Below are 25,459 nucleotides of genomic sequence, written 5' to 3'. Positions count from 1 at the left end.
CTCACGTACGGTGGCCCGGTGCGGGTCGTCGCCGGGTCTGCTCGAGGGCGCCGCCTGGTGGCCCCGCGCGGCCGGGGGGTGCGACCCACGACCGACCGTGTCCGGGAGGCGGTCTTCAACGCGCTGGGGAGCCTGGGCGCCGTCGAGGGTGGTCGCGTGCTCGACCTGTTCGCCGGCAGCGGCGCGCTCGGCATCGAGGCGCTGTCGCGGGGCGCGGCCTCGGCGGTCTTCGTCGAGCGCGACCCGGTCGCGCTCGCCGCGCTGCGCACCAACCTGGCCGGCACGGGCGTCGCAGGGGCCGAGGTCGTGGCCGCCGACGCCCTGGCCTGGCTGGCCGCCGACCACGGGCCGTTCGACCTGGCGCTGCTCGATCCCCCGTACGAGTTCGATCGCTGGCCCGAGGTGCTCGCCCGACTGCGCGCGTCCCTGGTGGTGATCGAGTCGGACCGGGCCATCGGGCCCGGTCCGGGGTGGGAGGTCGTTCGGGCGCGCCGCTACGGCGGTACCGTGGTGACGTTCGCCGTGCCGGCCGGGCAGCCGGCCGAGGAGATGGAGTGACCGCCGTTGGCCAGGGTGCTCTACCCGGGGACGTTCGACCCCTTCCACAACGGGCACCTCGAGATCGTCGAGACGGCGCACCGGCTCTTCGACGAGGTGGTCGTGGCCGCCATGCGGAACCCGCAGAAGGGTGAGCCGCTCTTCACGCTCGACGAGCGTGAGGCCATGCTCGAGGAGGCGCTGGCCCATCTCGACAACGTCACCGTGACCATGTTCTCCTCGCTCGTCGTCGACCTGGCGCGCGAGGTCCGGGCCGACTTCATCGTGAAGGGGCTCCGGGCGGTGTCCGACTTCGAGACCGAGCTCCAGATGGCCCAGATGAACCACGCCATCGGCGGCATGCACACCGTGTTCCTGCCGTCGGCGTCGTCACACTCGTTCCTGGCGTCCAAGTTCATCCGGGACATCGCGCGCTTCGGTGGCGACGTGTCCTCGATGGTGCCGGTCGCGGTGTCGCGCCGGCTGAAGGAACGGATGAGCTGATGAGCCTGCCGCCCGACGAGCACGTCCCCGCTGCGCCTGCCGACACCGAGGCGATCCTGCTCCGCGTGGTGTCGATCATCGCAGGCGCCAAGACGATGCCGCTGTCCTCGTCGGCGATGCTGCCGAACCGCGACGAGGTGCTCGAGCTCCTCGAGGAGGCGGTGAGCCGCCTGCCCGAGGAGCTGCGCCGGGCCCGCTGGATGCTGCGGGAGCGCGACGACTTCCTGGTCAAGACCAGGCGGGAGGCCGACGCCCTCCTCGACGCGGCGCGGGCCCAGGCCGAGCGGATGGTGTCGCGCTCCGAGGTGGTTCGGGCCTCGGAGCTGCGTGCCCGCCAGACCCTCGAAGCGGCCTCCGACGACGCCCGCCGGATGCGTCACGAGGTGGAGGACTTCTGCGACCAGAAGCTGGCCACCTTCGAGGCCGTGCTCGACAAGACGCGCAAGATGGTGCAGGTCGGCCGGGAGCGGCTCCAGGTGAACCCGATGGCGGCGGCGGCCAGCGAGCCGTCGCAGGCGGAGGAGGAGAGCTCCTTCTTCGACCAGGACGAGGGCTGAGGGCCGGCGCCGGTGGAGCGCCGACCCCTCGTGGTGAACGTCGCCGACCTGCTGCGCCGGCCGGCCTCCCGCCGGGAGGTGCAGGCCGACGTCGTGCTGCCGGGGCTGTCGGTGGGTGACGTGGCCGTCCCCGACGGGCATCCGCTGCACGTCGACGCCGTCCTCGAGTCGATGCACGAGGGCCTGGTGGCCAGCGGGGCGGTCGACGGCGAGTGGGCGGCGCCGTGCCGTCGTTGCCTCATGCCGGCCGCCGGCCGGTTCCGGGCCGAGTTCCGCGAGCTCTTCTCGCACCATCCGATCGAGGGGGAGAGCTACCCGATCGCCCACGAGCAGGTCGATCTCGAGCAGGTCCTGCGCGAGGTGGTGCTGCTCGAGCTGCCCCTGGCGCCGCTGTGCCGGGAGGGCTGCCTGGGCCTGTGCCCGGTGTGCGGGGCCGACCGCAACCTGGAGGCCTGCGACTGCGTCGCGGCCGCCGCCGACCCCCGGTGGGCCGCCCTCGACCGGCTCCGCTTCGACACCCCGGGTCCTCCGCAGTAGGCTTCCTCGGCTCGTCCTCCGACCCAGGACCTCCCACGATGGCCGTTCCCAAGAAGAAGACCTCGAAGGCCAAGAGCCGCAGCCGGCGGGCGTCGGCCTGGCGGCTCAGCGTGCCGCCTCGCAGCGTGTGCCCCCGCTGCGGTTCGGCCAAGCTGCCCCACGTCGTGTGCGGCTCCTGCGGCTGGTACGCCGGCCGTCAGGTGATCGACGTCGACTGAGTCCGGTCCGGCCCGCCCTCCCGACCCCGCGACCAGGTCCGTGCTGCCCATCGCCATCGACGCCATGGGGGGCGATCTCGCCCCCGGCGAGATCGTCGCGGGCGCCCGGCGGGCCGCCGAGGAGCTCGGGGTGCCGATCGTCCTGGTCGGCAGGGCCGACGCCGTCGGTGACACCGGCGGCCTGGAGCTGATCGAGGCCTCCGAGGTCATCGAGATGCACGAGGAGCCCGGCAGCGCGGTCCGGCGCAAGAAGGACTCGTCGCTCGTCCGGGCCGCCGAGGCCGTCCGCGACGGCCGGGCATCGGCCATGGTGAGCGCCGGCAACACCGGTGCCACGATGGCCAGCGCGCTGCTGCGGATGGGCCGCATCAAGGGTGTCGCCCGACCGGCCATCGCCACGCCGATCCCGTGTCCCGGCTCCGGTCACACCGTGCTCATCGACGCGGGCGCCAACTCCGAGTGCCAGCCGGAGTGGCTCGTGCAGTTCGCCCAGATGGGCGCGGTGCTCGCCCGCGAGCGCTTCGGGGTCACGGCCCCACGGGTGGGGCTGCTGTCGATCGGCGAGGAGCCCACCAAGGGCACCGGTCTGGTCAAGGAGGTCCACCGGCTGCTCGCCGACGAGGGCGACTGGGCCGTCGACCTGGGTGCCGGGTTCATCGGCAACGTCGAAGGCCGGGACGTGATGAGCGACGCGGTCGACGTGGTGGTCACCGACGGGTTCACGGGCAACGTCGTGCTGAAGACGCTGGAGGGCGCGCTCCGCGGCCTGATCACGGCCATCCTGGTCGCCTTCGACTCGTCCGACGAGGCCCGCGAGGGTGCCCGCCTGCTGGCCCCGGCCCTCGCCCCGCTCTACGACCAGCTCGATCCCGAGACCACCGGTGGCGCGATGCTGCTCGGGGTCGACGGCGTGTGCATCATCAGCCACGGGTCGTCGTCGGCCCGGGCCGTCGTGAACGCGGTGCGCGTGGCCGAGGAGATGGTCGAGGCCGATCTGGTCGCCAAGCTGCGGCAGGCGATCGCGTCCTGAGCCGGTCGGCCGGGCCGCCGGCGCTAGCATCGCCCCTCGCCGTCCGACCCCGGGAGCCACCGTGCCCGCCGAGACCCACGTGGAGCAGAGCCCCATGGATCGCCAGCAGGTGTTCGATCTCGTCCGCGACCGGCTGGCCGACATCCTCGAGATCGACCCCTCGGCGATCAGCGAGGGCGCGTCGTTCGCCGACGACCTGGAGGCCGACTCGCTGGCGCTGATCGAGCTGGTCGAGGCCCTCGAGGAGGAGCTGGCCGACCGCACCGTGGGGTTCCGCATCGACGACGAGGACCTCGAGGACCTGAAGACCGTCCGCGACGCCGTCGACTACGTCGTCGCCCGCGTGTCCTGACGGGGCCTCGACCCCGATCGTGACCGACGCGGCCGCCTCCCTCCTGGAGCGGCTCGGCTACGTCTTCACCGACCGGAGCCTGTTCCGCCTGGCGCTGGCCCACCGCTCCTGGTGCAGCGAGCAGGAGGAGGGCGACGAGCCGTCGAACGAGCGCCTCGAGTTCCTCGGCGACGCGGTGGTTGGCCTGGTGGTCGCCGAGCACGCCTTCCGGCAGTTCCCCGACCTCCCCGAGGGCGATCTCACCGACGTGCGCAAGTCGGTGGTGAACGCCGGGGCCCTGGCCGAGGTCGCAGCCGAGCTGGGGCTGGGGCCCGCCCTGCTGCTGGGGAAGGGCGAGGACGGCGCCGGCGGCCGGACCAAGCAGTCGATCCTCGCCGACGCCTTCGAGGCCCTGGTGGGCGCGCTGTACCTCGACGGCGGCCTGCCGGTTGCCCGGCGCGTGGTCCTGGGCCTGCTCGGCCCTCGCATCGACGCGATCGCCGCCGGCGCGGCCGTGCACGACGCCAAGACCGCGCTGCAGGAGCTGGGGGTCCAGCGCCACGGGGTGGGGCCCGTCTACCGGATCGCCCAGGAGGGCCCCGATCACGACCGCCGCTTCTTCGCCACCGTCACCCTCGCCGGAGAGGAGCTGGGCCGGGGCGAGGGTCGGTCGAAGAAGCAGGCGCAGCAGGCTGCGGCCCGGATGGCGCTGGCGCGGCTCTCGGGGGGTTCGGACCCGGCCGGCGATGCCTGAGCTCCCCGAGGTGGAGACGGTTCGGCGCGGGCTGGCCGAGGCCCTGGGCGGGGTCCGCGTCCGCCACGTCGAGGTGTCGGGGGCCCGCACCGTGCGGCGCCAACCGGTCGAGGAGCTGGTGGCGCGCCTCGGCGGAGCCCGGGTCGAAGGGGTGCGCCGGCGCGGGAAGTACCTGCTCGTGCCCCTCGACACCGCCGAGGTGCTGGTGGTGCACCTGCGGATGAGCGGCCAGCTGCGCCTCGCCCGGGGTCCCGCCGAGGCGAGGCCACCCCACACCCGTGCGGTGCTCACCCTCGACGACGGCCGCGAGCTGCGCTTCGTCGACCCCCGCACGTTCGGCGAGCTGTTCGTGTCGGTGCCCGCGGGGCGGCGGCGGCTGCCGCCGGAGCTTGCCGGGCTGGGCCCCGACGCCCTGGACGAGCTCCGCACGCCGGGCCAGCTGCGCGCCGTGCTCGGCCGCAGCCGCCGCCGGCTGAAGGACGTGCTCACCGACCAGCGGGCCATCGCCGGGCTCGGGAGCATCTACGCCGACGAGGCGCTGCACGCCGCCGGGCTGCGCTTCGACCGGCGGGCCGACACCGTGTCCGGCGACGAGGTCGCGACCCTGCGCCGGGCCGTCCGCACGACGCTCCTCGCCGCCATCCGCGCCGGCGGCTCCACGCTGGGAGACGGCCAGTACGTCGATCCGGTCGGTCGACCCGGGCGCTACCAGCAGCGCCACCGGGTGTACGGGCGGGCCGGGCAGGCCTGCCGGCGCTGCGGGACGCCCGTCGAGCGGGCCCGCTGGTCCGGTCGCTCCGCCTACTTCTGCCCGACCTGCCAGCGCTGACGGCCTGCGGTCGGGCCCCGCCCCTCGGGCGCGTGCCCGCCTCCGTCGGGCGCCACCCGTCGAGCCGGTGCCGGCCGGCGGCCAGCCGGGGCCGGTGCGGGGTCGTCACCGCAGGTCAGACCGGGTGCGCGCCTCCCTCGGCGGGGGTGGCTAGCGTCGGTCCACTGGCCCGACACCGGGAGTGCGCTTCGTGTTCCTCAAGTCGCTGACGCTCAAGGGGTTCAAGTCGTTCGCCGACCCGGCCACCCTCGAGCTCGAACCCGGGGTCACCGTGGTCGTGGGCCCCAACGGGAGCGGCAAGTCCAACATCGTCGACGCCATCGCCTGGGTGCTGGGCGCCCAGGCGCCCAGCACGGTGCGCTCGCAGAAGATGGACGACGTCATCTTCGCCGGCACGGCCCGGCGCCCGGCGCTCGGGCGGGCCGAGGTGGCCCTCACCATCGACAACTCGGCGGGCCTGCTCCCCCTCGAGCTCTCCGAGGTGACGATCACCCGCACGCTGTTCCGAACCGGCGAGAGCGAGTACGCCATCAACGGCGTGCCCAGCCGCCTGCTCGACGTGCAGGAGCTGCTGTCCGACGCCGGCGTGGGCCGCCAGCAGCACGTGATCGTGTCGCAGGGTCAGATCGACGCGGTGCTCAACGCCCGGCCCGAGGAGCGCCGGCTGATCGTGGAGGAGGCGGCGGGCGTCCTCAAGTACCGGCGGCGCAAGGAGAAGGCCGAGCGCCGGCTCGAGGCGACCGAGGCGAACCTCCTCCGCGTGCAGGACCTGCTCCGCGAGGTGCGCCGCCAGCTCCGGCCGCTGCAGCGCCAGGCCGAGGCGGCCCAGCGCCACGGGGCTCTCGTGGCCGACCTCACCGCCGTGAGGCTCCACCTGGCCGGCCGGGAGCTGGCGGCGCTGCGGGGGCGTCTGGCGGCCGCTGCCGGCCAGCGGGCCACGCTGGCCGCCGACGAGCGGGCGCTGAAGGCCTCCCTGGCAGAGCTCGACGCCCGGGTGCTCGCCTGCGAGGCCGAGCTGTCGGGTCTGGGCGGCACCGACCTGGGCGACGCCCTCGCCCGGCTGGAGGCCCTGCGCGAGCGGGCCCGGGGCCTGGGAGCGGTGCTGGTCGAGCGTCACCGCACCCTCGAGCGCGAGCGCGGCGCCCTGATGGACCAGGCAGTGGTGGCCACGCTCGAGGCCGAGGCGGCCCGGCTGGCCGCCGAGCTGGCCGAGGTGGAGGCCGAGGCCGAGGCTCTCGTCCCGCGTGCCGCCGAGCTGGCCGAGGCCGAGGCGGCCCTGGCCGCCGACCGTGCCGGCTTCGAGGCCGCCGGGGTGGCGGCGGTGGCGCCACCGTCCGGCCGGGCCGCCGAGGTGCGGGGCGAGCTGGCGGCGCTGCGCGACGCCCTCGGCAGGGCTGACGCCGAGCTGGGGCGCGTGCAGGGCCGGCTGGCGGCGCTCGACGGCAAGGCGCAGCGGCTGGCGGCCGAGGCGGAGCGGCTGCGTGCGCAGCTCCGGGTCACCGAGGCGGCCGAGCTGCCGCTGGTCGCCGAGCTGGAGCAGGCCGAGGCCCGCCGGATCACGGCGGAGGCGACGGCCGAGGCGGCCGAGGCGGCGCGGCGAGCTGCGGAGCGCGAGCGCCACTCCGGGGCGGCCCGGGTGGAGGCCCTCGCCCTGGCCCTCGACCAGGCACGGGCCCGCGCCGGCGCGGAGCGCCTGGCCGAGGTGGACGGGGTGCTCGGCACCCTGCTCGACCTGGTGGAGGTGGACGAGGGCTGGGAGGCCGCGTTCGAGGCGGCCGCCGGTGAGGCCCTGGCCGCCGTCGTGGTCGAGGACCCGGGCGCCGCTCGCCGCGCGCTGGGCGCCCTCGATGCCGGGGGCGCCGCCGGTGCGGTGCTGGCCGCGGGTCGCGGTCCGCTCGGCTCGGGGCCGAGCGTCGCCGCGGCGGGTGGCGTGCCGGTGCGCGCCCACGTGCGGGCGTCGCGTGCCGGCGTGGCCGCGCTGCTCGACGCCCTCCTCGGCGCGGCCGTGGTGGTCGACGGTGGTTGGGTCGAGGCCCTCGACGCCGCGCTGGCCCACCCGGGCGTGGTGGTGGTCACCCGCGCGGGTGACCGCTTCGGCCCTGGCGGCTGGCGGCTGGGTGCGGGCGGCGGGGGCGCCACGCGGGCCGCCCTCGAGGAGGCCGAGCAGCGCGCCGACGCTGCCGCCCACGCCCTCGTCGTGGCCGAGCAGGCCGTCGCCGCCGCCCGGGCCGAGCTCACCGCGGCACGGGCGGCCGAGGCCGACGTGGCCCGCCGTCTCGACGACAACGACGGCCGCCTCACCGCGGCTGCCGACGCGCTGGCCCGGCTGTCGGCCGACCAGCGCGACGTGGGCACCGAGACCGAGGCGCTCCGCTCGCACCTCCACGAGGTCGCTGGCCGGGCCGAGCGGGAACGGCGGCGCATGGAGGAGCTGGAGCAGGAGCTGCCCGCCCTGGAGGCCGACGAGGGCGCCGCGGCCGAGCAGGCGCGCGCCGCGGCGGCCGCCCGGTCACGGCTGGACGAGCGGGCCGCGGCCGTGGGGGCGCTCCGCACCGACCTCGAGGTGCGGGCGGCCGGCCTCGACGAGCGGCGGCAGTACCTGCGCCGCCGGCTGGACGAGGTCGAGCAGCGCCTGCAGCACGACACCGAGCAGCGCCACGAGGCCGAGCTCCGGCGTCGCCGGCTCGACCAGCGACTGGTCGCCCTCGACCGCCTGGCGGCAGTGGTCGCCGGCCACGCCACCGTCGTCGACGGCGAGCTCACCGAGCTGCGCGACCGGCGGCGCCGGCAGTCGGAGGCCGCTCGGGTCGCCGCGGAGGGCCTCGACCGAGCCCGGCGGGAGCGGCTCGACACCGAGCGCCGGCTGGAGGAGCTGCGGGAGCGCAGCCGTCGGGGCGAGATCGAGGAGGCCGAGACCCGCCTGCGGCTCGAGGCGGCCGTCGAGACGCTCCGCCGCGAGCTCGACGTCGACCCCGACGTGGCCATCGCCAGCCCGTGCCCGGACCTGGCCGAGGGCGTCTCGCCGGCTGCCCGGGCCCGCGAGCTCGACCGTGAGCTGAAGCTGCTCGGCCCGATCAACCCGCTCGCGCTCGAGGAGTACACGGCGCTCGAGGAGCGCCACGCCTTCCTCGAGGCCCAGCTCGAGGACGTGCGCTCCACCCGCCGCGACCTGGCCCGGGTGATCCGCGCCGTCGACGCCGAGATCGTGAGCGTGTTCACGGCGGCCTATGCCGACGTGGCCGCCAACTTCGAGCAGCTCTTCCAGACGCTGTTCCCCGGCGGCAGCGGCTCGCTGCGCCTCACCGATCCCGAGGACCTGCTCGACACCGGCATCGAGGTCGAGGCCAGGCCGTCGGGCAAGAACGTCCGGAAGCTGTCGCTCCTCTCGGGCGGCGAGCGCTCGCTCACGGCCCTCGCCTTCCTGTTCGCGGTCTTCCGGAGCCGGCCGTCGCCGTTCTACGTGATGGACGAGGTGGAGGCCGCGCTCGACGACGTCAACCTCCACCGGTTCCTCGACCTCGTGCACGAGTTCCGCGACGAGGCGCAGCTGCTGATCGTGAGCCACCAGAAGCGCACGATGGAGGCCGCCGACTGCCTGTTCGGCGTCACCATGCAGCCCGGCGGGTCGTCCCGGGTCGTGTCCGAGCGGGTCGCCAGCCCGGCCTGACGCCCGGGGGCGGGCGCGCCCATCAGTCGGTGAGCGGTCGCCCCTCGGCGTCGCGGTCGATGCTGCCCACGAGGATCATGATCCCCTCGATGAAGCCCCACAGGGAGCCCAGCCCGCAGGTGAGGATCGTGACCACGATCTGGACGACGCCGATCCCGGTGTAGCCCAGGTAGAAGCGGTGCACCCCGAGGCCGCCGAGGAAGATCCCGAGCAGGCCGGCGGTGAGCTTCGACCTGGCGCCGGCGGCCCCCAGCCGGGACCCGCACGCCGTGCAGATCGTGGCCGTCGGATAGGTGGGCGCCCCGCAGGTCTGGCAGTAGCCGGCGCCGGCCCACGGGGGCGCGCCGCACGTGCTGCACACCAGCGCGTTGGACGGGAGCAGGGTGTCGCAGGTGCGGCAGTGCACCGTGCCGGGCGTCCACCCCGGCGGCCCGGCAGGCGCCGCCGGCAGGGGCTCGCCGGCGGCCGGCGGCGCCCACGGGGCCGAGGGCGGGGGTGGGGGCGGGGGCGGAGGAGGCGGCGGAGGAGGCGGCGACCCACCGGGCGGGGGTGGGGGTGCGGCGCCGGCCCCGGGCGGCGGGATCCCCGGGGTCGCCCAGGGTGACGGGTCGGCGGGCTGGTCGCTCATCGCGCACTCCTCTGGCCGGTGGCGGGCATCGTACGCCGCCGGCGGCGCCCGCCGGCCGGGTCCACCGCGGCCCCTGGCTAGGCTGCCGGGCGCCATGGAGGTCCTCTTCCTCGTCCTCGCCCTGCTGGTCCTCGTGTTCGGGTTCGGGGTGATCATCGTCCGGCGGCGGCGTGCCCCGGGCGTCGAGCCCCCGATCACCCGCCCACCCGCTCGGCCGGTGTCCCCGCCGCCGCCCTCGCCGGCGGCCCCACCGGTCGCCGAGGCCCCGCCCCTCGAGGTGCCACCGGTCGCCGAGGCCCCGCCCCTCGAGGTGCCACCGGTCGTCGAGGCCCCGCCCCTCGAGGTGCCACCGGTCGTCGAGGCGCCGCCCCTCGAGGAGGTCGTCGAGGCGGCGGCCGTCGAGGCGCTCGAAGTGGAGGCGCCTGCGGTCGAGGTGCCACCGGTCGTCGAGGCCCCGCCCCTCGAGGAGGTCGTCGAGGCCGCCGCCGTGGAGGTGGTCGAGGCCGAGGCGGTCCCTGTCGAGGCGCCCGCCAAGCCTCGGTTCCGCGACCGTCTGTCCAAGGCTCGGACCCTGCTCGCGACCTACGTCGGTGCCATCCGCTCCCGCTCCACCATCGACGAGGACACGTGGGACGAGATCGAGGAGGCCCTGATCCGCGCCGACGTCGGGGTGACGCTCACCGGCGCCCTGGTCGAGGAGCTGAGGGCGACCGTGAGGGAGCGGGGCATCGTCACGCCCGACGAGCTCCTCGAGGCTCTCAAGGCCGAGCTCGTCGACCGCCTCGGCGATGCCGACCGCTCCCTCGCGTTCGAGGACGGCAGGCCCAACGTGTGGCTCTTCGTCGGGGTCAACGGCGTCGGCAAGACCACCACGATCGGGAAGGTCGCCAAGCAGGAGATCGCCGGCGGGCGCACCGTGGTCATGGCGGCGGGCGACACCTTCCGTGCGGCGGCCGGCGAGCAGCTCGAGGTCTGGGCCGAGCGGGCAGGAGCCGACCTGGTGCGCGGCGCCGAGGGAGGCGACCCGAGCGCGGTCATCTTCGACGCGGTCGAGCGGGCGGGCTCGCGCGGCTACGACCTCGTCCTGGCCGACACCGCCGGCCGCCTGCACACCAAGGTCAACCTGATGGAGGAGCTGAAGAAGGTCCGCCGGGTCGCCGACCGGGATCCGGGCCGGGTCACCGAGGTGCTCCTCGTGCTCGATGCGACCACTGGTCAGAACGGCCTCACGCAGGCTCGCCAGTTCACGGACGCGGTGGACGTGACCGGTGTCGTGCTCACCAAGCTCGACGGGTCGGCCAAGGGCGGCATCGTCCTGGCGATCCAGGGCGAGCTGGGCATCCCCGTGAAGCTGGTGGGCCTGGGGGAGACGGTCGAGGACCTGGTGCCGTTCGATCCGGTCGAGTTCGTGGACGCCCTGTTCGCGTGAGCGGGGCCTGGCCCCGGGGGAGGGGACGGCGATGAGGTTGCTGGCACGGATCGCCCTGCTGCCGGCCCGGGTCGCGGGCGCGACCCTCGGGGCCAGCTACACGGCCGGGGTGCGGGCCGGGAGGCTGGTGGGCTACCGCCGCCTGGCCCTGATCGGCATGGGGGTGCTCATCGGCCTGCTGGTGGCACCCGTGCCGGGCCGTCAGCTGCGCGCCCGGCTGCTGGCGCTCGTGGGCCGGGGCCGTGTGTCCGACGACGAGCTCGCCGGGGCGGTGGAGCGGGAGCTGTCGCAGGCCCCCCGCACGTGGCACCTCCCCCAGCCGGCCGTCGACGTGCGCGACGGGGTCGTGGTGCTGCGGGGCGACGTGCCCCACGAGACCGCCCGCCGGGATCTCGAGCAGGCCGCGTCGGCCGTCGACGGCGTGGTGCGGGTGGAGAGCCGGCTGTCGCTGCCGGACGGGGTCCCGGGCTAGCGGTCGCCAGCCGGGGGTCCGGACGGACCGGGCTCGGCCGCCATCCCCCGCTCCAGGGCATCGATCAGGTACGGGCGGATCGCCGCACCCGCGATGATGCGGTCGACGGAGCCCATGCGCAGGGCCCGGTTGATGTCGTGGATGTGGTCGTACTCGTCGGCCACCTCGCCGAGCTTCTGCGAGCGGACGGTCTCGACGACCTCGGCCAGCTCGCGGCGGAGGGCGGCGGCCTCGGCGCCGGAAGCCGACCCGAGCCGCTCCCGCACCGCCGCGACCTGGGGGTCGGCCTGGGTGCGCTGGTCGACCTCCTTGGCGAAGACCACTGCGGCCGCGGGCGCACCGCCGATCACGGACGCGTACGAGCCCTCGACCGCCGCGATCTCGAGCCGCTCGTTGAGGGCCTTGGAGAACACCACGAAGGCGCCCCCGTGGTAGCGGGACACCACCACCATCACCATCGGACCCCGGAAGTTGGTGACCGCCCGGCCGATCTCCGCCCCGTACTCCAGCTGCAGGGCTCGCATCGACTCGGGTGAGCCGTCGAAGCCCGACAGGTTGGCCATGACGACCAGCGGGCGGCTGCCGCTCGCCGAGTTCACGGCTCGGGCCAGCTTCTTCGACGAGCGAGGGAAGAGGGTGCCCGAGGTCCAGAAGGGCGGCCCGTCGGCGGGCACGAAGCCGTCGCGAGGGAGGGCGTGGGCCTCGATGCCCACCATGCACACGGGGATCCCACCGACGTGGGCGTCCCACACCACGACGGTGTCGGCCTGGGCCATGCGCGCCCACCGCTCGAGCGGCGCGCGGTCGCGATCGGTGGCGGCGTGCATGACGGCGCGGATGTCGAAGGGCTTCTTGCGGCCCGGGTTCGACGTGTCCGAGAAGATGTCGCCCACCCGGGTGAAGTCGCTGCCGGCGACGGCGGGGTGGGGCGAGTCGCGCACGTCCCGGTCGAACGGGTCGGTGGTGTCGGCCCGCCGGGGGAAGCGCTCGCCGGGTGCCACGTACGCGTGCTCGTAGTGGTGCAGCAGCAGTCGCGCCGCGGCCGGGAGGTCGGGCGCCCAGTACTGGGCCTGGCCGTTCGGCCCCATCACCCGCTCGAAGCCACCGATGCCGAGGTTGTCCTCGGCCGACACGCCGCCCGAGAAGTCGAGGGACTGCTTGCCGGTGAGCACCATGGCCGACTCGGGGATCATCACCAGGATCCCGCGGGTGTGCATGAGCATCGTGGCTTCGGCGTTCCAGTAGGGCTGCGCCCCCACGTTGATCCCGCACACCACCACGTTCACCTCGTGCCCCGCCTGGGTGAACTCGATGAGGCGCCGGAGGACCGCCCCGATCCAGTCCATGTTCTCGGTGCCGGTCTCCATCGAGATCCGGGCGCCCGACGACAGGGCGAACCACTCCAGGGGCACGCGCATGGACTCGGCCAGGTCGACCGCGGCGTTGATCCGCCGGCACTCGGCCTCGGCCAACGAGCCCAGGCTGCGGCTGGGATCGCCCAGCACGATGACCCGCCGCATGCCCTCGGGGTGCTTCTCGGTGTGGTTCGTGATCACCCCCACCACGAGGTTGGCCGAGTTCTCGCCCGGCGGCCGCACCACCGGCACCAGGCGGTGCTCTTCGTCGAGGTCGTGCTCGACGAACTCCCCGGCGGGGAACCCGGTGGCCGCGGAATCGTCGACCGACGGGGCGATCATCCGGACGAGGTCGTAGGGGTACGCGAGCCCGCGTCGCGCCAGCAGGGCGACCCGCTGCCGGTACGGGGTCAGGGGCTCGATCGGCTCGGCCGACGGCGTGTCGTCGCGCACCACCACGTCGCGCCCGTTGGGGCTGGCCAGCACCAGCTCGCGGTCGAGCGGGTCGCCGCCGCCCGGATCCGGGATCTGCACCCGCAGCACCACCGCCTCGAGGCCGAGGCCTCGGGTGGACGGCGCCACGCGTCGGGCCACGTCGCGGGTCTCGCCGGGTGTGAAGTCCCAGAGCGGCCGGGCGAAGAGGAGCAGGCGGTTCCACACTGGACGCTTGGAGGGCGGGAGGGGCGCCAGGGCGCGGCGGAGATCGGCGACCACGGCGGCGAGCACACGCTCGAGCTCGGGCACGGCGTCGACGTGCCCGGAGTGGTCGCGCACCGGGGTGAGGTCGCGGACCTCGGCCAGGGCGAACACCCGCTCGTCCTTGGGTTGGTCGATGGCGACGGCATGGAAGAGCGACACGCCGGCCTGCGAGGGGAGCCGGGTGAGCGAGAAGCGTGAGAGGCGCCACAGCTCGAGCCGCTTGGCCAGCATCGGCTGGAGGTCCCGGTAGAGGCGGTCCTCGACGAAGCCGCCGTCGCCGGGCCGGAAGGTGAGGTAGCGGCTCCGGTCGCGGGCGGGGGTGGCGCCGAGGTTGGTGACCGCCACCACCACGCGCCGGATCCGTGGCGGGAAGCCGGCGTCGTCCAGCGCGCTCCGGACGATCTCGATGAACGCGTCGGTGTCGTCGAGCGGCGCCGGCCCGTCGAGGTACAGGTCGAGGACCCACTGGGGCCCGGACGGGCGGCGGCTCAGCTCGTCGCGGAGGCGGGCCAGCAGCAGGCCGAGGTCGCCGAACGCGCCCGCGGTGGCGAGCAGGCCGATGACGGAGCCCTCGTGGCGGTACGTCGAGCGGGCGAGGGCGAGGCCGTCGTAGACGCCGACCTCCAGGTACTCCAGGTCTCGGATGCGGTAGTAGCGGCGGGTCAGCGCCTCGACCTCGAGGGCGCGCGCCTCGGGGCCCTTCCCCGCGGCCCACCGCTGGAGCAGGCCGTGCAGCGGGTACGGGCAGCTGACGAGGGCGGCGATGCGGTCTTCACGGTCGTCCTCGCCGGGGTGCGCGGCGAGCCGATCGAGGTGCTCCACCACGTCGTGCTCGACCGCTTGGCGGGTCGCCTCCAGCACCGGCAGGTCGACCCAGTGGTAGCGGACCTCGCGCGCCAGGTCGCCCACGGTGGGGTGCCGACCCTCGCTGGCGAGGATGAGCCGGTCGAGGAGGGCTCGTTGCTCGTCGGTGGCCCGGGGCCCCAACAGCTCGGCCTGGTCCAGCCAGCGCTCGAGCACCGCGGCGATCACCGGCAGCTGCTGGTCGGCCCGCTGCTGGGCGCGGAACAGCCAGTAGGCGGCCTCTTCGAGGGCCGGGGTGCGGTCGAGCGTGGCGATCCCGTAGTGGGCGAGGGCGCGGCGGAGCCGCGCGAGGAACTCGAGCGGCAGGGTGTCGCGGGCCCGCTCGGGGCTGCGCAGGAAGGCGAACAGGTGCTCCTGGGCGCTGCGCGCGTGCTCGTCACCCTCCTCGTCGACGGCGGGCTGCCGGCGGGCGACCGCGGCCACGTCGGCGAAGGCGTCGAGCACATCGGTCTCCAGCCGCACGAGCGGCGGATCGTGCGGGGGGAGCGCGGCCACCACCGCGGTGAGCTCACCCGACAGGACCCTGGCGCGGCTCGCGCTCACGTCGTAGCCGAGCACGAGAGCCCGCAGCTCCTCGGCCAGGCGCTCCAGGCGCTCCCGGGGGTCGACGGGCACGACGGGGGAGGCGGCCGCCTGGAGCCGGTCGGTGTGCTCCTCGCTGGCCCGGTGCAGGGGGTCGAGCTGCACGAGCGGTGCCCCGCGGTCGACCTGCTCGTTGGGGCGGACCAGCACGGTGCGGACGCGGCCGGCTCCGGGTGCCGACACGGCCAGCTCCATCTTCATCGTCTCGATCACCGCCAGCGGGTCGCCGGCCTGCACCTCGTCGCCCGGTGCGACCGGCACCGTGACCACCACGGCCGGCGCCGGTGCCCGTACCACGCCGCCGTCGTCGCGCTGGAGGTGGTGGGGGACGCCCTCGACCTCCACGTCGTGGTCGGGCCCTCGCACCGCGGCGAGGGTGCGCCAGGTGCGACCGCCTACGGTGAGCCGTCGCTCGTACGGGCCCAGGTGCTCGACCCGCAGGTCGACCGGACCGGTGTCGGTGGTGACCGTGTAGAGGACGTCGCTGCGCTGGGCCACGGCCAGGCGGTATCGGTGGCCGCCGAACCGGAGCTCCACCGTGCGCCCGTCGCCGGGGGCGACCTCGGGCCGTCCGCGCGCCGCGCTGGCCAGGAACCGCTGCTGGTCGGCGCCGCGGTCGACGTCGCTGGCGTCCACCGCCGCCTGGAGGAGCGCGACGTCGGCGTGGTGGCGTGACCGCAGCTCGCCCGCGGCCAGCAGCCGGTCGAGCCAGCCGGTGTCGAGGTCGCCCGACCGCAGCTCGGGCCGGTCGAGCAGCTCGAGCAGGAAGCCCTTGTCGGTGGCCCCGCCCTCGAGGAGCACCGCCGTGTCCCGGATGGCGCGCCGCAGGCGGGCCATCGCCTCGGCGCGGTCGTGGCCCCAGGCCACGATGCTGGCGACCAGGGGGTCGTCGAGGTCGCCGGGCACCGGGTCGCCGAGGCCCGCCCCGGGGTCGACGCGCACGCCCGGCCCGGCCGGTGTCCGCAGGAAGAAGAGCCGTCCGGGTGCCGGTGCGAAGTCGCGCGAGGGGTCGAGCGCCGAGATCCGCACGGTGACGGCGTGCCCCCACGAGGCGGGCGGCGCGCCCCCGAGCCGACCGCCGCCGGCCAGGTGCAGCTGGAGCTTCACCAGGTCGACGCCCGCCACCGCCTCGGTGACCCCGTGTCCCACCTGGAGGCGGGGGACGACGCCGTGCAGCCACCACGCGCCTGACTCCGGATCGACCAGGAAGCCGACGCTCCCGACGCCGACCAGCCCGGCGGCGCCGACGAGCCGGCGAGCGGCCTCGGCCAGGTCGTCGCCACGGGCCGGCTCGAGGGTCGGGCACGCCGACTCCACGAGCACGCGGAACCCCCGCCGCTGCACGGTGCGGTCGCGGACGCCGAGCGTCCACACGGTGCCGTCGGCGTCGGCCACCACCGGCACCTCCACGTGGCGGAGGCGCCGGGACGGGTCGAGGTCGGCCGGAGCCGTCGCCACGTCGGCGCTCTCGGCCAGGGTCCTGACCACGGCCGGGTCGGCCAGGCGCGACAGGACGGCGGGCGACGGGCCGATGAAGGTGATGCCCATCGCCTCGCACCGCTCGGCGAACCAGGCGGCCTCGGCCACGAAGCCCCAGCCGGGCCACGCCGCGTCGGCCCGCGACTCGAGCAGCGCCGCTTCGAGGCGGGCCGGGTCGACGTAGGCCGGCCGGGGCGGCCCACCCGCCGGGTCGGGCACGGTGGCCGGGCCCAGCCCCACCGCCTCGTCGGCCCGCCTGACGAACAGGGCGTGGCGGTCCGGTTCGGTGTAGAGGGCCACGGTCCGCAGCGACCATCCGGGCTCGCTGTTGAGCTCGGTGACGGCGTCGACGAGCCGGGTGGCGGCCTCGCCGCGGTGGACGATGGCGATGCGATGGATCTGCTGGGCCACGGTGCCTCCGGTGCCGGTCCGTCAGCCCATCGCTGCCGCGAGGGGCTCGAGCAGCTCGCCCGCCGGGCCGGCCGGCAGCTCGACCGTGCGGTAGCCGCGCATCCGCAGGAACACGGTGCCCTCGCCGTCCACGACATCGGCGTCGAAGGTGGAGCCACCCTCGGCCTCGTGCGGCGTCACGACGGCGAACAGGTCGCGTCCGTCGGGGGGCGGGCCGAGCACCTCCACCCGGTCGAGATGGGTCGGGAGGGCCATCCGACCGCTCCGGCCGAGCTCCCACATGCCCGCGGTCTGGAAGCACAGCTCGAGCTGGCGGGGCGCGGTGGTGAGCGGTGCGTCGGGCTCGTGGTTGGGCGGCAGCGCCGCGGCCTGGCGGCCCACGGGCCCGTCGCCGGCCCGCCAGACCTCGCCCAGCACCTGGTAGGCGGGGCCGTGGAAGTAGACCGCGTAGATCGCCTCCGGCCCGGCGGTGGCCGCCTCGGCCCGGCCCGGTGCGGCGCCGGGGGCCGGGGTCGGCGCCTCGGCGGCCAGTCGCACCCGCCCGGTGAAGTGGGTGGTCACCTGGGGGGCGTCCTGGCCGGCGAGCAGGCGGCTGCCCTCGAGGCGGCACTCGGCCACCAGGCCGTCACCCTCCGGCCGCACGACGGCGCGCACCGTCACGGTGCGAGGCTCGTCGCGGAAGAGCTTGAACGGCGCGAGGAAGTCGACGTCGTCGACCCCCACGACGTGCCAGCCGGGTGCGGCCAGGCGGGCAGCTTCGGCGAAGGCCTCGACCCCCATCACCCCCGGCAGCACCGGGGTGCCGTCGATCCGGTGGTCGGCGAGGAACGGCTGGCGGGCCGGGTCGAGGTCGGCTTCGACCGTGACGCCGCCGATCGGGCTCCAGGACGTGAGCCGCTGCGCCATGGGCCCGGCGCCGGCCAGGTCGACGGCCGACGGGTCGAGCCCGCCCGCCGGCGCCCGGTCCTGGAGGAGGATCCCGAGCCGTCCGGCCACCACCACCTCGCCGCGGGTCCCGCCCGCCGTGAGCTCGCGCCGCACCGTGGCGATGCCGGCGTCGGGCGGGAGCATGTCGATGCCCGCCAGCTCCATCATCTTCGGGATCGAGCCGCGGGTGGCCATGCCGATGCCACCCCAGGCGGTCCAGTCGATGGCGATGCCCCTGGTGTCGGGCCGGGTGGTGCGCAGGTTGGACACGAGCTTGCACAGCAGGTCGTTGGCCGCGCTGTAGTCGGTCTGGCCGCCGTTGCCGAAGCGGCCGGCGATCGAGCTGAAGGCGACGACGGCGCCGACCGGCAGGTCGGCCGCGGCCCGCAGCAGGTTGTGCCAGCCGTTCGCCTTCACGTCGAAGACGAGGTCGTACTCGCGGGGTTCCTTGTCCTGCAGGAAGCGCGAGATCTCGAGGCCGGCCGCGTGGACGATCACGTCGATGCGGCCGTGCTCGGCGCGCACCGACGAGACCACGGAGGCCACCGCCTCGGCGTCGATCAGGTTGACGCTGTGGTAGCGCGCGGTGCCGCCCGCCGCTCGAACCGCCTCGATTGCGGCCAGGGCGGCGTCGAGGCGCTCGAACCGGGCCAGCTCTCGCTCGACGGCCGCCGGGGTGGCGCGCTCACCGGCCTCCTTCAGGCGGGCGAAGATCTCCCGCTTCAGGGCCTCCTTGTCGGTGGCGAACAGAGCCAGGTCGGGGTCGGCCGGGTCGGGTTCGGGCGTGAGGTCGAGCAGGTGGAACGTGCCGCCGGAGTGGGCGGCGAGGTCGGCGGTGATGGCCGAGGTGATGCTGCCGGCGGCGCCGGTGACGACCACCACCGAGTCGGGCCCGAGCACCAGGCCCGGCCGACCGTCGTCGGCGGGGAGCTCCACGAGCGACACCGTCCACCGCCGGCCGTCGCGGTGACCGACCTCGACGGCGCCGGGGTCGGTGAGGGTCTCGGCGATCAGCAGCTCGGCCAGCCGGGCCGTCTTGCGGCTGGGCTCGAGGTCGACGGCCTTCGCCAGGGCTTCGCTCTGCTCGCGGGCGTATGCCTTCGTGAACCCGACGACGGCGCCGCCCAGCGGATCGACCGCGCCGGCGTCGTCGTAGCCGTGCATCCCGCCCAGGCGTGTGGCCGAGACCAGGAACGGGGAGGCGTCGGCGCGGACCAGGTGGCGCATGGTGGCGTACAGCAGCTTCACCCGCAGCCGCAGGGCCTCGGTCCACGCCGCGTCGTCGAGGGCGTCGACCGGGCCCGCCTGGTCGAGCGCTGGCAGCCAGTACACGCCGTGCACCGGGCCCTCGGCGAGCCAGCCGTCGAGGGTGGCGGTGAGCTCGTCGGCGGCTGGAGCGCCCGCAACGACCAGGGTGGTGACGCCCCGCCCCTCGAGCTGCTTCACGAGGGCCTTGGCCACGCCTCCGGCGTCGGGCATCACGACGATGCGCGTGCCCTCGGCGAGGGTGACGCCGGTCGGGGCACACCACTCGAGGGCCGGGCGCAGGGCCGGCACGGGCACCCGCCGGGGCATGGCGTCGGCGGCCTCCAGCGACCCGACCAGCAGCGGCCGGCCGTGCGCGGCCGGGGTGGCCGGTGCCTCGGGGGCCGCTGCTGCGGTGGGGGCGGCGGGGAGGTCGGGGGCGCGGTCGCGCACGAAGCCGGCGACGTGGTTGAGGGTGGGGTAGTCGCGCAGCTTGAGGGTGTCGTCGCGGGGGATGGCGTAGTGCTCGCGGATGGTGGCGAACAGCTCGGCCTGCTTGACGGTGTCGACGCCGAGGTCGGCTTCGAGGTCGAGGTCGGGGTCGAGCATGTCGGGCGGGTAGCCGGTCTTGTCCGCGACCAGGGCGAGGATGGTGTCGAGGACGGGGTCGCCGCCGGTGCCACCTGCCGGGGCCGTGGGGGCCGCGGCCGGGGTGGCCGGTGCCTCGGGGGCCGCTGCTGCGGTGGGGGCGGCGGGGGGGTCGGGGGCGCGGTCGCGCACGAAGCCGGCGACGTGGTTGAGGGTGGGGTAGTCGCGCAGCTTGAGGGTGTCGTCGCGGGGGATGGCGTAGTGCTGTCGAGGACGGGGTCGCCGCCGGTGCCACCTGCCGGGGCCGTGGGGGCCGCGGCCGGGGTGGCCGGTGCCTCGGGGGCCGCTGCTGCGGTGGGGGCGGCGGGGAGGTCGGGGGCGCGGTCGCGCACGAAGCCGGCGACGTGGTTGAGGGTGGGGTAGTCGCGCAGCTTGAGGGTGTCGTCGCGGGGGATGGCGTAGTGCTCGCGGATGGTGGCGAACAGCTCGGCCTGCTTGACGGTGTCGACGCCGAGGTCGGCTTCGAGGTCGAGGTCGGGGTCGAGCATGTCGGGCGGGTAGCCGGTCTTGTCGGCGACCAGGGCGAGGATGGTGTCGAGGACGGGGTCGCCGCCGGTGCCACCTGCCGGGGCCGTGGGGGCCGCGGCCGGGGTGGCCGGTGCCTCGGGGGCCGCTGCTGCGGTGGGGGCGGCGGGGAGGTCGGGGGCGCGGTCGCGCACGAAGCCGGCGACGTGGTTGAGGGTGGGGTAGTCGCGCAGCTTGAGGGTGTCGTCGCGGGGGATGGCGTAGTGCTCGCGGATGGTGGCGAACAGCTCGGCCTGCTTGACGGTGTCGACGCCGAGGTCGGCTTCGAGGTCGAGGTCGGGGTCGAGCATGTCGGGCGGGTAGCCGGTGGTGGCCGACACCAGCTCGAGGATGGTGTCGAGGACGGGGTCGCCGGTGCCCGCCGGCGCGGGCGCCTCGGCCGGTGCCGGTGCCGGTGCGGGTGCGGGTGCGGGTGCGGGTGCGGGTGAGAGCAGGGCAGCCGGGACCACGGCGGCGACCGGCGCGGCGGGCGGGGCGGGAACGGCGCGGGCGGCGGCCGGCACGGCCGATGGCGGGCCGGCGTCGACGACGCGGAGGCGGCGGTGGTCGACCTCCAAGCGCGCGCCGGCGTGGCCGCTGATCCGATCGAGCCAGGCCTGCCAGGCCACCGGGTCGCTCACCCGGTACGCGTAGCCCAGCTCGTGGGGCGCCCGGCGAGCGCCTCCGGGGGCGGGCACCCGGCGCAGGAGCAGCATGCTGATCTGCGAGCCGAAGCCGGCCGCCAGGCGGAGCGCGTACTCGATCGGGTAGGCGCCGCCCTTGGAGAGGTTCAGGGGGCCGAGCTCCGGGTCGACGTCGCGGAAGTTGGGGATGGGGGGCACGATCCCGGTCTCGAGGCTCTTCACCGCCACCACGTCCTCGATGCCCACCCCCATCGGGTGGCCGGTGAGCCCCTTGGTGTTGGCGATCACGATCTGGTCGGCATCGGCGCCGAACACGTGCCGCAGGGCGTGGATCTCGGCCGACGCGCTGCCCCCGCGCGCCGGCGTGTACGTCTCGTGGGAGACGAAGACGGTGTGAGGCGCGATGGCGTGACGGTCGAGGTGGCCGCGGCGCTCTGCCGCCGCGACGACGTCCTCCATGACCTGGCTGATGTGGGTCACGTCGAGCCTGGTGCCGTGGAAGGCGCTGTTGGCCGTGACGGTGGAGAGCACCTCGCAGATCGGGCTGATCCCCCGCTCGCGGGCGGCCGAGGCCGCCTCCACGACCAGGCCGGCGGCGCCCATCCCGATGATCATCCCGTGGCGGCGGTTGTCGAACGGGAGGGCGGCCTCCTCGACCACCTCGTCGGTGGCGGCGGCCCCCGTGGCGAGGAACCCGGCGCCCACCCACTCCATGAGGTGCTCGGCCGTGACGTCGTCGCCCGCGATCACGAGCACGCGGCGGCAGCGGCCGGTCCGGATCCAGTCCTCGGCGATGGCCACCGCCTGCGTGGTCGACGCGCACGCGGCGTTCACCTGGGTGTTGGGCCCGCGGGCTCCGATGATCTCGGCGAACTGCGAGTGGCCCATCGAGAGCACCCGGAACAGGAAGCGCCGGTCGAAGGTGTAGGGCTCGGCCGCGAGCAGGCCCTCCAGCTCGTGGATGCGCCGGTCGATCTCGGGCGTCAGCGGGTTGGCGTCGTCGACGCGGCCGCGCAGGGCCCGCAGCACGTCGAGCTGTTCGACCCGGGCGCGGTGGCGGTGGTAGCGGTCGATCTCGGCGGCGAAGTTGTCGTTGCCGGGGAAGGCCGAGCCGAAGATGATCCCGGTGTTGTCGCGCAGCTCGTCGGGCAGCAGCCAGCGGTCGGGCAGCTGCGTGCCGATGGTGGTCTCGCGGTAGTGCTGCACCAGGGGGATGCCGGCGTCCCGGAGGGCGTCGAAACCGGCTCCGACGGCCAGCCTGGTCACCACGTCGAGGGCCTGGTCGCGGTCGGCGTCGATGCCGAAGTCGGCCACCACGTCGAGGTGGCCGGCGCGGGCGGCCAGCTTGATGACCTCGGAGGGGTCGTCGATCGTCACGAACTCGGGGTCGGCGTCCTCGCGCTTGACCAGACGGTTGATGTGCTTGTCGAGGATCGCCTTGCGGAGGTGCATCGGGATCACGTCGATGAGCTGCTCGCCGTCGAGGAGCCGGCGCAGGTTGTCGTCGTCGAACACGCGCTCGACGCCCGGCAGGCCCAGCGCCGCTCCCGTGATGACCACGGGCTCCTCGGCGATGCCGGCCGGTCCGGGGGCCGAGGACCGGCCCTCGTAGATGCGGCGGCCCTGGTCGAGGAAGTCGGCGAAGAGGCGGCCGAGCTCCACGTACGTGTCGGTGCCGAGCGGTGCGCCGGCGGCCGGCGCGGCGGCCGGCGGAGCCGCGGCCGCCGGGGGCGCGGCCGCGCGGGGCGCGACCGCCGGGGCGGTGACGGGGGGCGTGGTCATCGGGGCCTCGTCGCGGGCCCGGCCGAGACCGGCCGAGTAGAGCCCGCAGAGCGCCTGGTTGAAGGCAACGACGTCTCCCTGCTTCGGGTGGTTGGTGAAGAGCGCCAGCACGTCGTCGTGCTCCGCGCCGAGCACGTCCTCGACGAACCCGTGGAGCGCACGCTTGGGCCCGACCTCGACGAAGAGGCGTGCGCCGGCGGCGTACAGGCTCTCGAGGCCCTGCACGAACTGCACCGGGGACGCCACCTGGCGGGCGAGGAGGTCGAGCATCTCGCCCTCGACCCCCGGCCCGGTGGGATAGAAGCGGCCGGTGACGTTGGTGATGATCGGCCGCTCCGGCGGCCGCACCCCCAGGCGGCTGAGGGTGGCGCGCAGCGGTTCGCTTGCCGGCGCCACGATCGACGTGTGGAACGCGTGGCTCACCGGGATGCGGATGGCGGTGAAGCCGGCTTCCTGCAGGCGCGCGACCGCACCCTCGACGGCCACCGTGGCGCCGCCGATCACCGCCTGCGACGAGCTGTTCACGTTGGCCACGACCACGTAGCCGTCGCTCTCGGCGACGATGCGCTCGATCTCGGGGAGTGGGGCCATGACGGCGGCCATCGCCCCGTTGTCCTCGACGCTCAGGCTGGCCATCTCGTGGCCGCGCGCCGACACGGCCTCGAGGGCCTCGTCGAAGCCCAGGGCGCCGGCGGCCACGAGGGCTCCGTACTCGCCCAGGCTGTGCCCCATCACCATGTCGGCCTCGACCCCGTAGGCCGCCAGCAGGTTGGTGAGCGCCAGGTCGGTGCTGAGCACCGCGGGCTGGGTGATCTCGGTCTGCAGGAGCTGCTGCTCACGCCGGGCCAGCTCGTCGGGATCGGCGCTGTCGGTGAAGATGAAGTCGGTGAGCGGCCGGCCGAGCAGCGGGGTCATCACCCGGTCGGCCCGTTCGAAGGCGTCGGCCACGAGCGGCTCGAGCTCGCGCAGCTCGCGGAGCATGTTGACGTACTGGGATCCCTGGCCGGTGTAGAGGAAGGCCACCTTGGGCGCGGGGCCGCGACCGAGGAACACGCCCCTGCCCCGCAGGGCGCGCCACGCCGCCGGCACGCCGCTCTCGAGGGCCTGCACGGCGCGCCCCGCCTTGTCGGCCAGCTCGGCGGCGTCCAGGTAGTCGATGGCCACGCGCACCGGTGCGCGGAGGTCGGCCAGCGCGGGGGCGGCAGGCGCCGGAGCGCGGCCGGCCACGGCGTCGGCGGTCACGGCGCGCAGGCGCTCGGTGAGCTCGGCGTCGTCGGCGGCTCCGACCACCAGCGCCCCGCGGAGGGGAGCCTTGGCCGGTGCCGCGGCAGCTGCGGCGCCGACCTCCTCGGCAGACGGCAGCCCGCCCACGGCGAAGGTGCGGCGGGCGCCCTCGGCCTTCAGCATGCCGGGCACGTGCTCCTCGAGGACCACGTGGAAGTTGGTGCCGCCGAAGCCGAACGCGCTGACGCCGGCCCGGCGGGGGACGCCGTTCGGCGTCGTCCACGCCTCCAGCTCGTGGACGACTCGGAACGGGGAGCGCGAGAAGTCGATGTTCGGGTTGGGGACGGTGGCGTTGAGCGACGGCGGTAGCACCTTCTCGTGCAGGGCCATCGCCGTCTTGAACAGGCCGGCTGCCCCGGCGGCCCCCTTGAGGTGGCCGATGTTCGACTTCACCGACCCGAGCCCGACGGAGCCCGGTCGCAGCGACCCACCGAAGCCGGCGGTCAGGCTCTCGACCTCGACCACGTCACCGACGCGGGTGGACGTGCCGTGGCCCTCGACGTAGGTCGCCGTCGACGGGTCGAGCCCGGCCTCGGCCCAGGCCCGCTCGACGGCCAGCACCTGCCCGACGGGGTTCGGGGCGGTGATGCCCTTGCCCTTGCCGTCGGACGCGCCGCCGATGCCGCGGATGACGGCGTAGATGCGGTCGCCGTCGCGCTCGGCGTCGGCCAGCCGCTTGAGGAGGAACAGGCTGCCGCCCTCGCCCATCACGAAGCCGTCGGCGCCGTCGCCGTAGGGGCGCGTGCCCGTGGCCGACAGCGCGCCGATCTTGCTGAACTTCACGAACGCCGCCGGGTTCATGTTGCGATCGATGCCGCCGCTGATGGCCAGGTCGAACTCGTTCTCGATCAGGCCCTCGACGGACGCGGTGATGGCCGCGAAGGCCGAGGCGCAGGCCGCGTCGGTGACGAAGTTGGGCCCGTGGAGGTTGAAGACGTTGGCGACCCGGCCGGCGATGATGTTGCCCAGCTCGCCGGGCATGGTGTCCTCGGTGATCTCGCCGATCAGCTCGTGGATGCCCGTGCGGGCCTCGGACACGATGGCCTCGCGCACGCCGCCGGGCAGCGCTGCGAAGCTGGGTGACGCCGTGAGCTCCCGGGCGAACTCGGGGAAGGAGATCCGCAGGGCCGTCAGGTAGTGCTTCTCGCCGGCCAGGGCGTTGCCGATGATGACCGCGGTGCGGTCGCCGTCGATGGCTCGTTCGGGCCACCCGTTGTCGACCAGGGCGGCGCGGGCGCAGCTGAGCGCCCACTGCTGGCCGACATCCATCTGCTGGGCGACCTTGGGCGGGATCGGCATGCGCCAGCCCATCGGGTCCCACTCGAAGTCGCGGACCCAGCCACCGACCTTCGAGTACGTCTTGTCGGGCGCCGAGGGGTCGGGGTCGTAGTAGAGCGCCGGGTCCCATCGGTCGGGCGTGACGTCGCTGATGCTGTACCGGCCCTCGCGCACGTTGCGCCAGAAGGTGGCCGCGTCGGGGGCGTCGGGCATGATCGCCGACACGCCCACGATCGCCACCGCCCGGTGCGCCGTGTCTTCCAT

Annotated in this window: 14 protein-coding genes and 1 pseudogene; 12 read left to right on the top strand and 3 right to left on the bottom strand. The window is 75.1% G+C overall.

Translation table 11 applies throughout. The annotated features are described in order from the left end of the window. Positions 1–18: 18 nt before the first annotated feature. The 10 genes from rsmD (at position 19) to smc (ending at position 8,964) form a co-directional block, all read left to right on the top strand. Positions 19–558 (top strand): 16S rRNA (guanine(966)-N(2))-methyltransferase RsmD, encoded by a 540-nt coding sequence (gene rsmD, locus IPM45_05160; protein ID MBK9178951.1) that lies wholly within the window; start codon positions 19–21, stop codon positions 556–558. A 6-nt stretch (positions 559–564) separates the two neighbouring features. Continuing rightward, positions 565–1,041 carry a pantetheine-phosphate adenylyltransferase gene (gene coaD / locus IPM45_05155; protein ID MBK9178950.1) on the top strand — a complete coding sequence of 159 codons (477 nt, stop codon included), beginning with the start codon at positions 565–567 and terminating at the stop codon, positions 1,039–1,041. Next, the gene (locus IPM45_05150) at positions 1,041–1,598 is read left to right on the top strand and encodes a hypothetical protein (GenBank protein MBK9178949.1); all 558 of its coding nucleotides are present in this window, start codon (positions 1,041–1,043) and stop codon (positions 1,596–1,598) included. Before coaD ends, IPM45_05150 begins: the two co-directional genes overlap by 1 nt. A gap of 12 nt (positions 1,599–1,610) precedes the next feature. Beyond that, entirely contained in the window at positions 1,611–2,135 is a 525-nt protein-coding gene (locus IPM45_05145) for a DUF177 domain-containing protein (protein ID MBK9178948.1), read from the top strand. A gap of 38 nt (positions 2,136–2,173) precedes the next feature. Beyond that, positions 2,174–2,353, top strand: a complete 180-nt coding sequence (gene rpmF, locus IPM45_05140; protein MBK9178947.1) for a 50S ribosomal protein L32 — start codon at positions 2,174–2,176, stop codon at positions 2,351–2,353. Between the two features lie 43 nt (positions 2,354–2,396). Beyond that, the gene (plsX, locus tag IPM45_05135) at positions 2,397–3,383 is read left to right on the top strand and encodes a phosphate acyltransferase PlsX (protein ID MBK9178946.1); all 987 of its coding nucleotides are present in this window, start codon (positions 2,397–2,399) and stop codon (positions 3,381–3,383) included. A 94-nt stretch (positions 3,384–3,477) separates the two neighbouring features. Further along, entirely contained in the window at positions 3,478–3,735 is a 258-nt protein-coding gene (locus tag IPM45_05130; GenBank protein ID MBK9178945.1) for an acyl carrier protein, read from the top strand. A gap of 16 nt (positions 3,736–3,751) precedes the next feature. Then, positions 3,752–4,468 (top strand): ribonuclease III, encoded by a 717-nt coding sequence (gene rnc, locus IPM45_05125; GenBank protein MBK9178944.1) that lies wholly within the window; start codon positions 3,752–3,754, stop codon positions 4,466–4,468. After that, a complete protein-coding gene (gene mutM / locus IPM45_05120) occupies positions 4,461–5,297 on the top strand; it encodes a bifunctional DNA-formamidopyrimidine glycosylase/DNA-(apurinic or apyrimidinic site) lyase (protein ID MBK9178943.1) in 837 nt (278 codons plus the stop codon). Before rnc ends, mutM begins: the two co-directional genes overlap by 8 nt. A 181-nt stretch (positions 5,298–5,478) precedes the next feature. Further along, positions 5,479–8,964 carry a chromosome segregation protein SMC gene (gene smc / locus IPM45_05115; protein MBK9178942.1) on the top strand — a complete coding sequence of 1,162 codons (3,486 nt, stop codon included), beginning with the start codon at positions 5,479–5,481 and terminating at the stop codon, positions 8,962–8,964. A gap of 22 nt (positions 8,965–8,986) precedes the next feature. On the opposite strand, the gene IPM45_05110 is transcribed toward smc, so the two are convergent. After that, positions 8,987–9,592, bottom strand: coding sequence for a TM2 domain-containing protein (locus IPM45_05110; GenBank protein MBK9178941.1), 606 nt, complete (start codon positions 9,590–9,592; stop codon positions 8,987–8,989). Positions 9,593–9,686: 94 nt separating this feature from the next. Here IPM45_05110 and ftsY point away from each other — a divergent pair, with 94 nt between their 5' ends. Together ftsY and IPM45_05100 are read left to right on the top strand one after the other, a co-directional pair. Then, positions 9,687–11,021: a signal recognition particle-docking protein FtsY gene (gene ftsY / locus IPM45_05105; GenBank protein ID MBK9178940.1), complete on the top strand. Its 1,335-nt coding sequence runs from the start codon at positions 9,687–9,689 to the stop codon at positions 11,019–11,021. A 31-nt stretch (positions 11,022–11,052) separates the two neighbouring features. Then, positions 11,053–11,493: a BON domain-containing protein gene (locus tag IPM45_05100; protein ID MBK9178939.1), complete on the top strand. Its 441-nt coding sequence runs from the start codon at positions 11,053–11,055 to the stop codon at positions 11,491–11,493. Here IPM45_05100 and IPM45_05095 read toward each other — a convergent pair. Together IPM45_05095 and IPM45_05090 are read right to left on the bottom strand one after the other, a co-directional pair. Further along, positions 11,490–16,883, bottom strand: a complete 5,394-nt coding sequence (locus IPM45_05095) for a fused acetyl/propionyl-CoA carboxylase subunit alpha/methylmalonyl-CoA decarboxylase subunit alpha (GenBank protein MBK9178938.1) — start codon at positions 16,881–16,883, stop codon at positions 11,490–11,492. The genes IPM45_05100 and IPM45_05095 overlap by 4 nt on opposite strands. A 21-nt stretch (positions 16,884–16,904) precedes the next feature. Further along, positions 16,905–25,459 (bottom strand): annotated as a pseudogene (locus IPM45_05090) (SDR family NAD(P)-dependent oxidoreductase).

It is taken from the genome of Acidimicrobiales bacterium (assembly GCA_016716005.1).
Taxonomy (GTDB): Bacteria; Actinomycetota; Acidimicrobiia; order Acidimicrobiales; family JADJXE01; genus JADJXE01.
The sequence above is the reverse complement of the archived record's forward strand: the minus strand, read 5'-3'. Positions and strand labels throughout refer to the sequence as shown.

Excerpts from the sequence above, each read along its gene's own strand:
- IPM45_05150 (MBK9178949.1), top strand. The coding sequence starts at position 1,041 with ATGAGCCTGCCGCCCGACGAGCACGTCCCCGCTGCGCCTGCCGACACC.
- rpmF (MBK9178947.1), top strand. The coding sequence starts at position 2,174 with ATGGCCGTTCCCAAGAAGAAGACCTCGAAGGCCAAGAGCCGCAGCCGG.
- IPM45_05130 (MBK9178945.1), top strand. The coding sequence starts at position 3,478 with ATGGATCGCCAGCAGGTGTTCGATCTCGTCCGCGACCGGCTGGCCGAC.
- mutM (MBK9178943.1), top strand. The coding sequence starts at position 4,461 with ATGCCTGAGCTCCCCGAGGTGGAGACGGTTCGGCGCGGGCTGGCCGAG.
- IPM45_05110 (MBK9178941.1), bottom strand. The coding sequence starts at position 9,592 with ATGAGCGACCAGCCCGCCGACCCGTCACCCTGGGCGACCCCGGGGATC.
- ftsY (MBK9178940.1), top strand. The coding sequence starts at position 9,687 with ATGGAGGTCCTCTTCCTCGTCCTCGCCCTGCTGGTCCTCGTGTTCGGG.
- IPM45_05100 (MBK9178939.1), top strand. The coding sequence starts at position 11,053 with ATGAGGTTGCTGGCACGGATCGCCCTGCTGCCGGCCCGGGTCGCGGGC.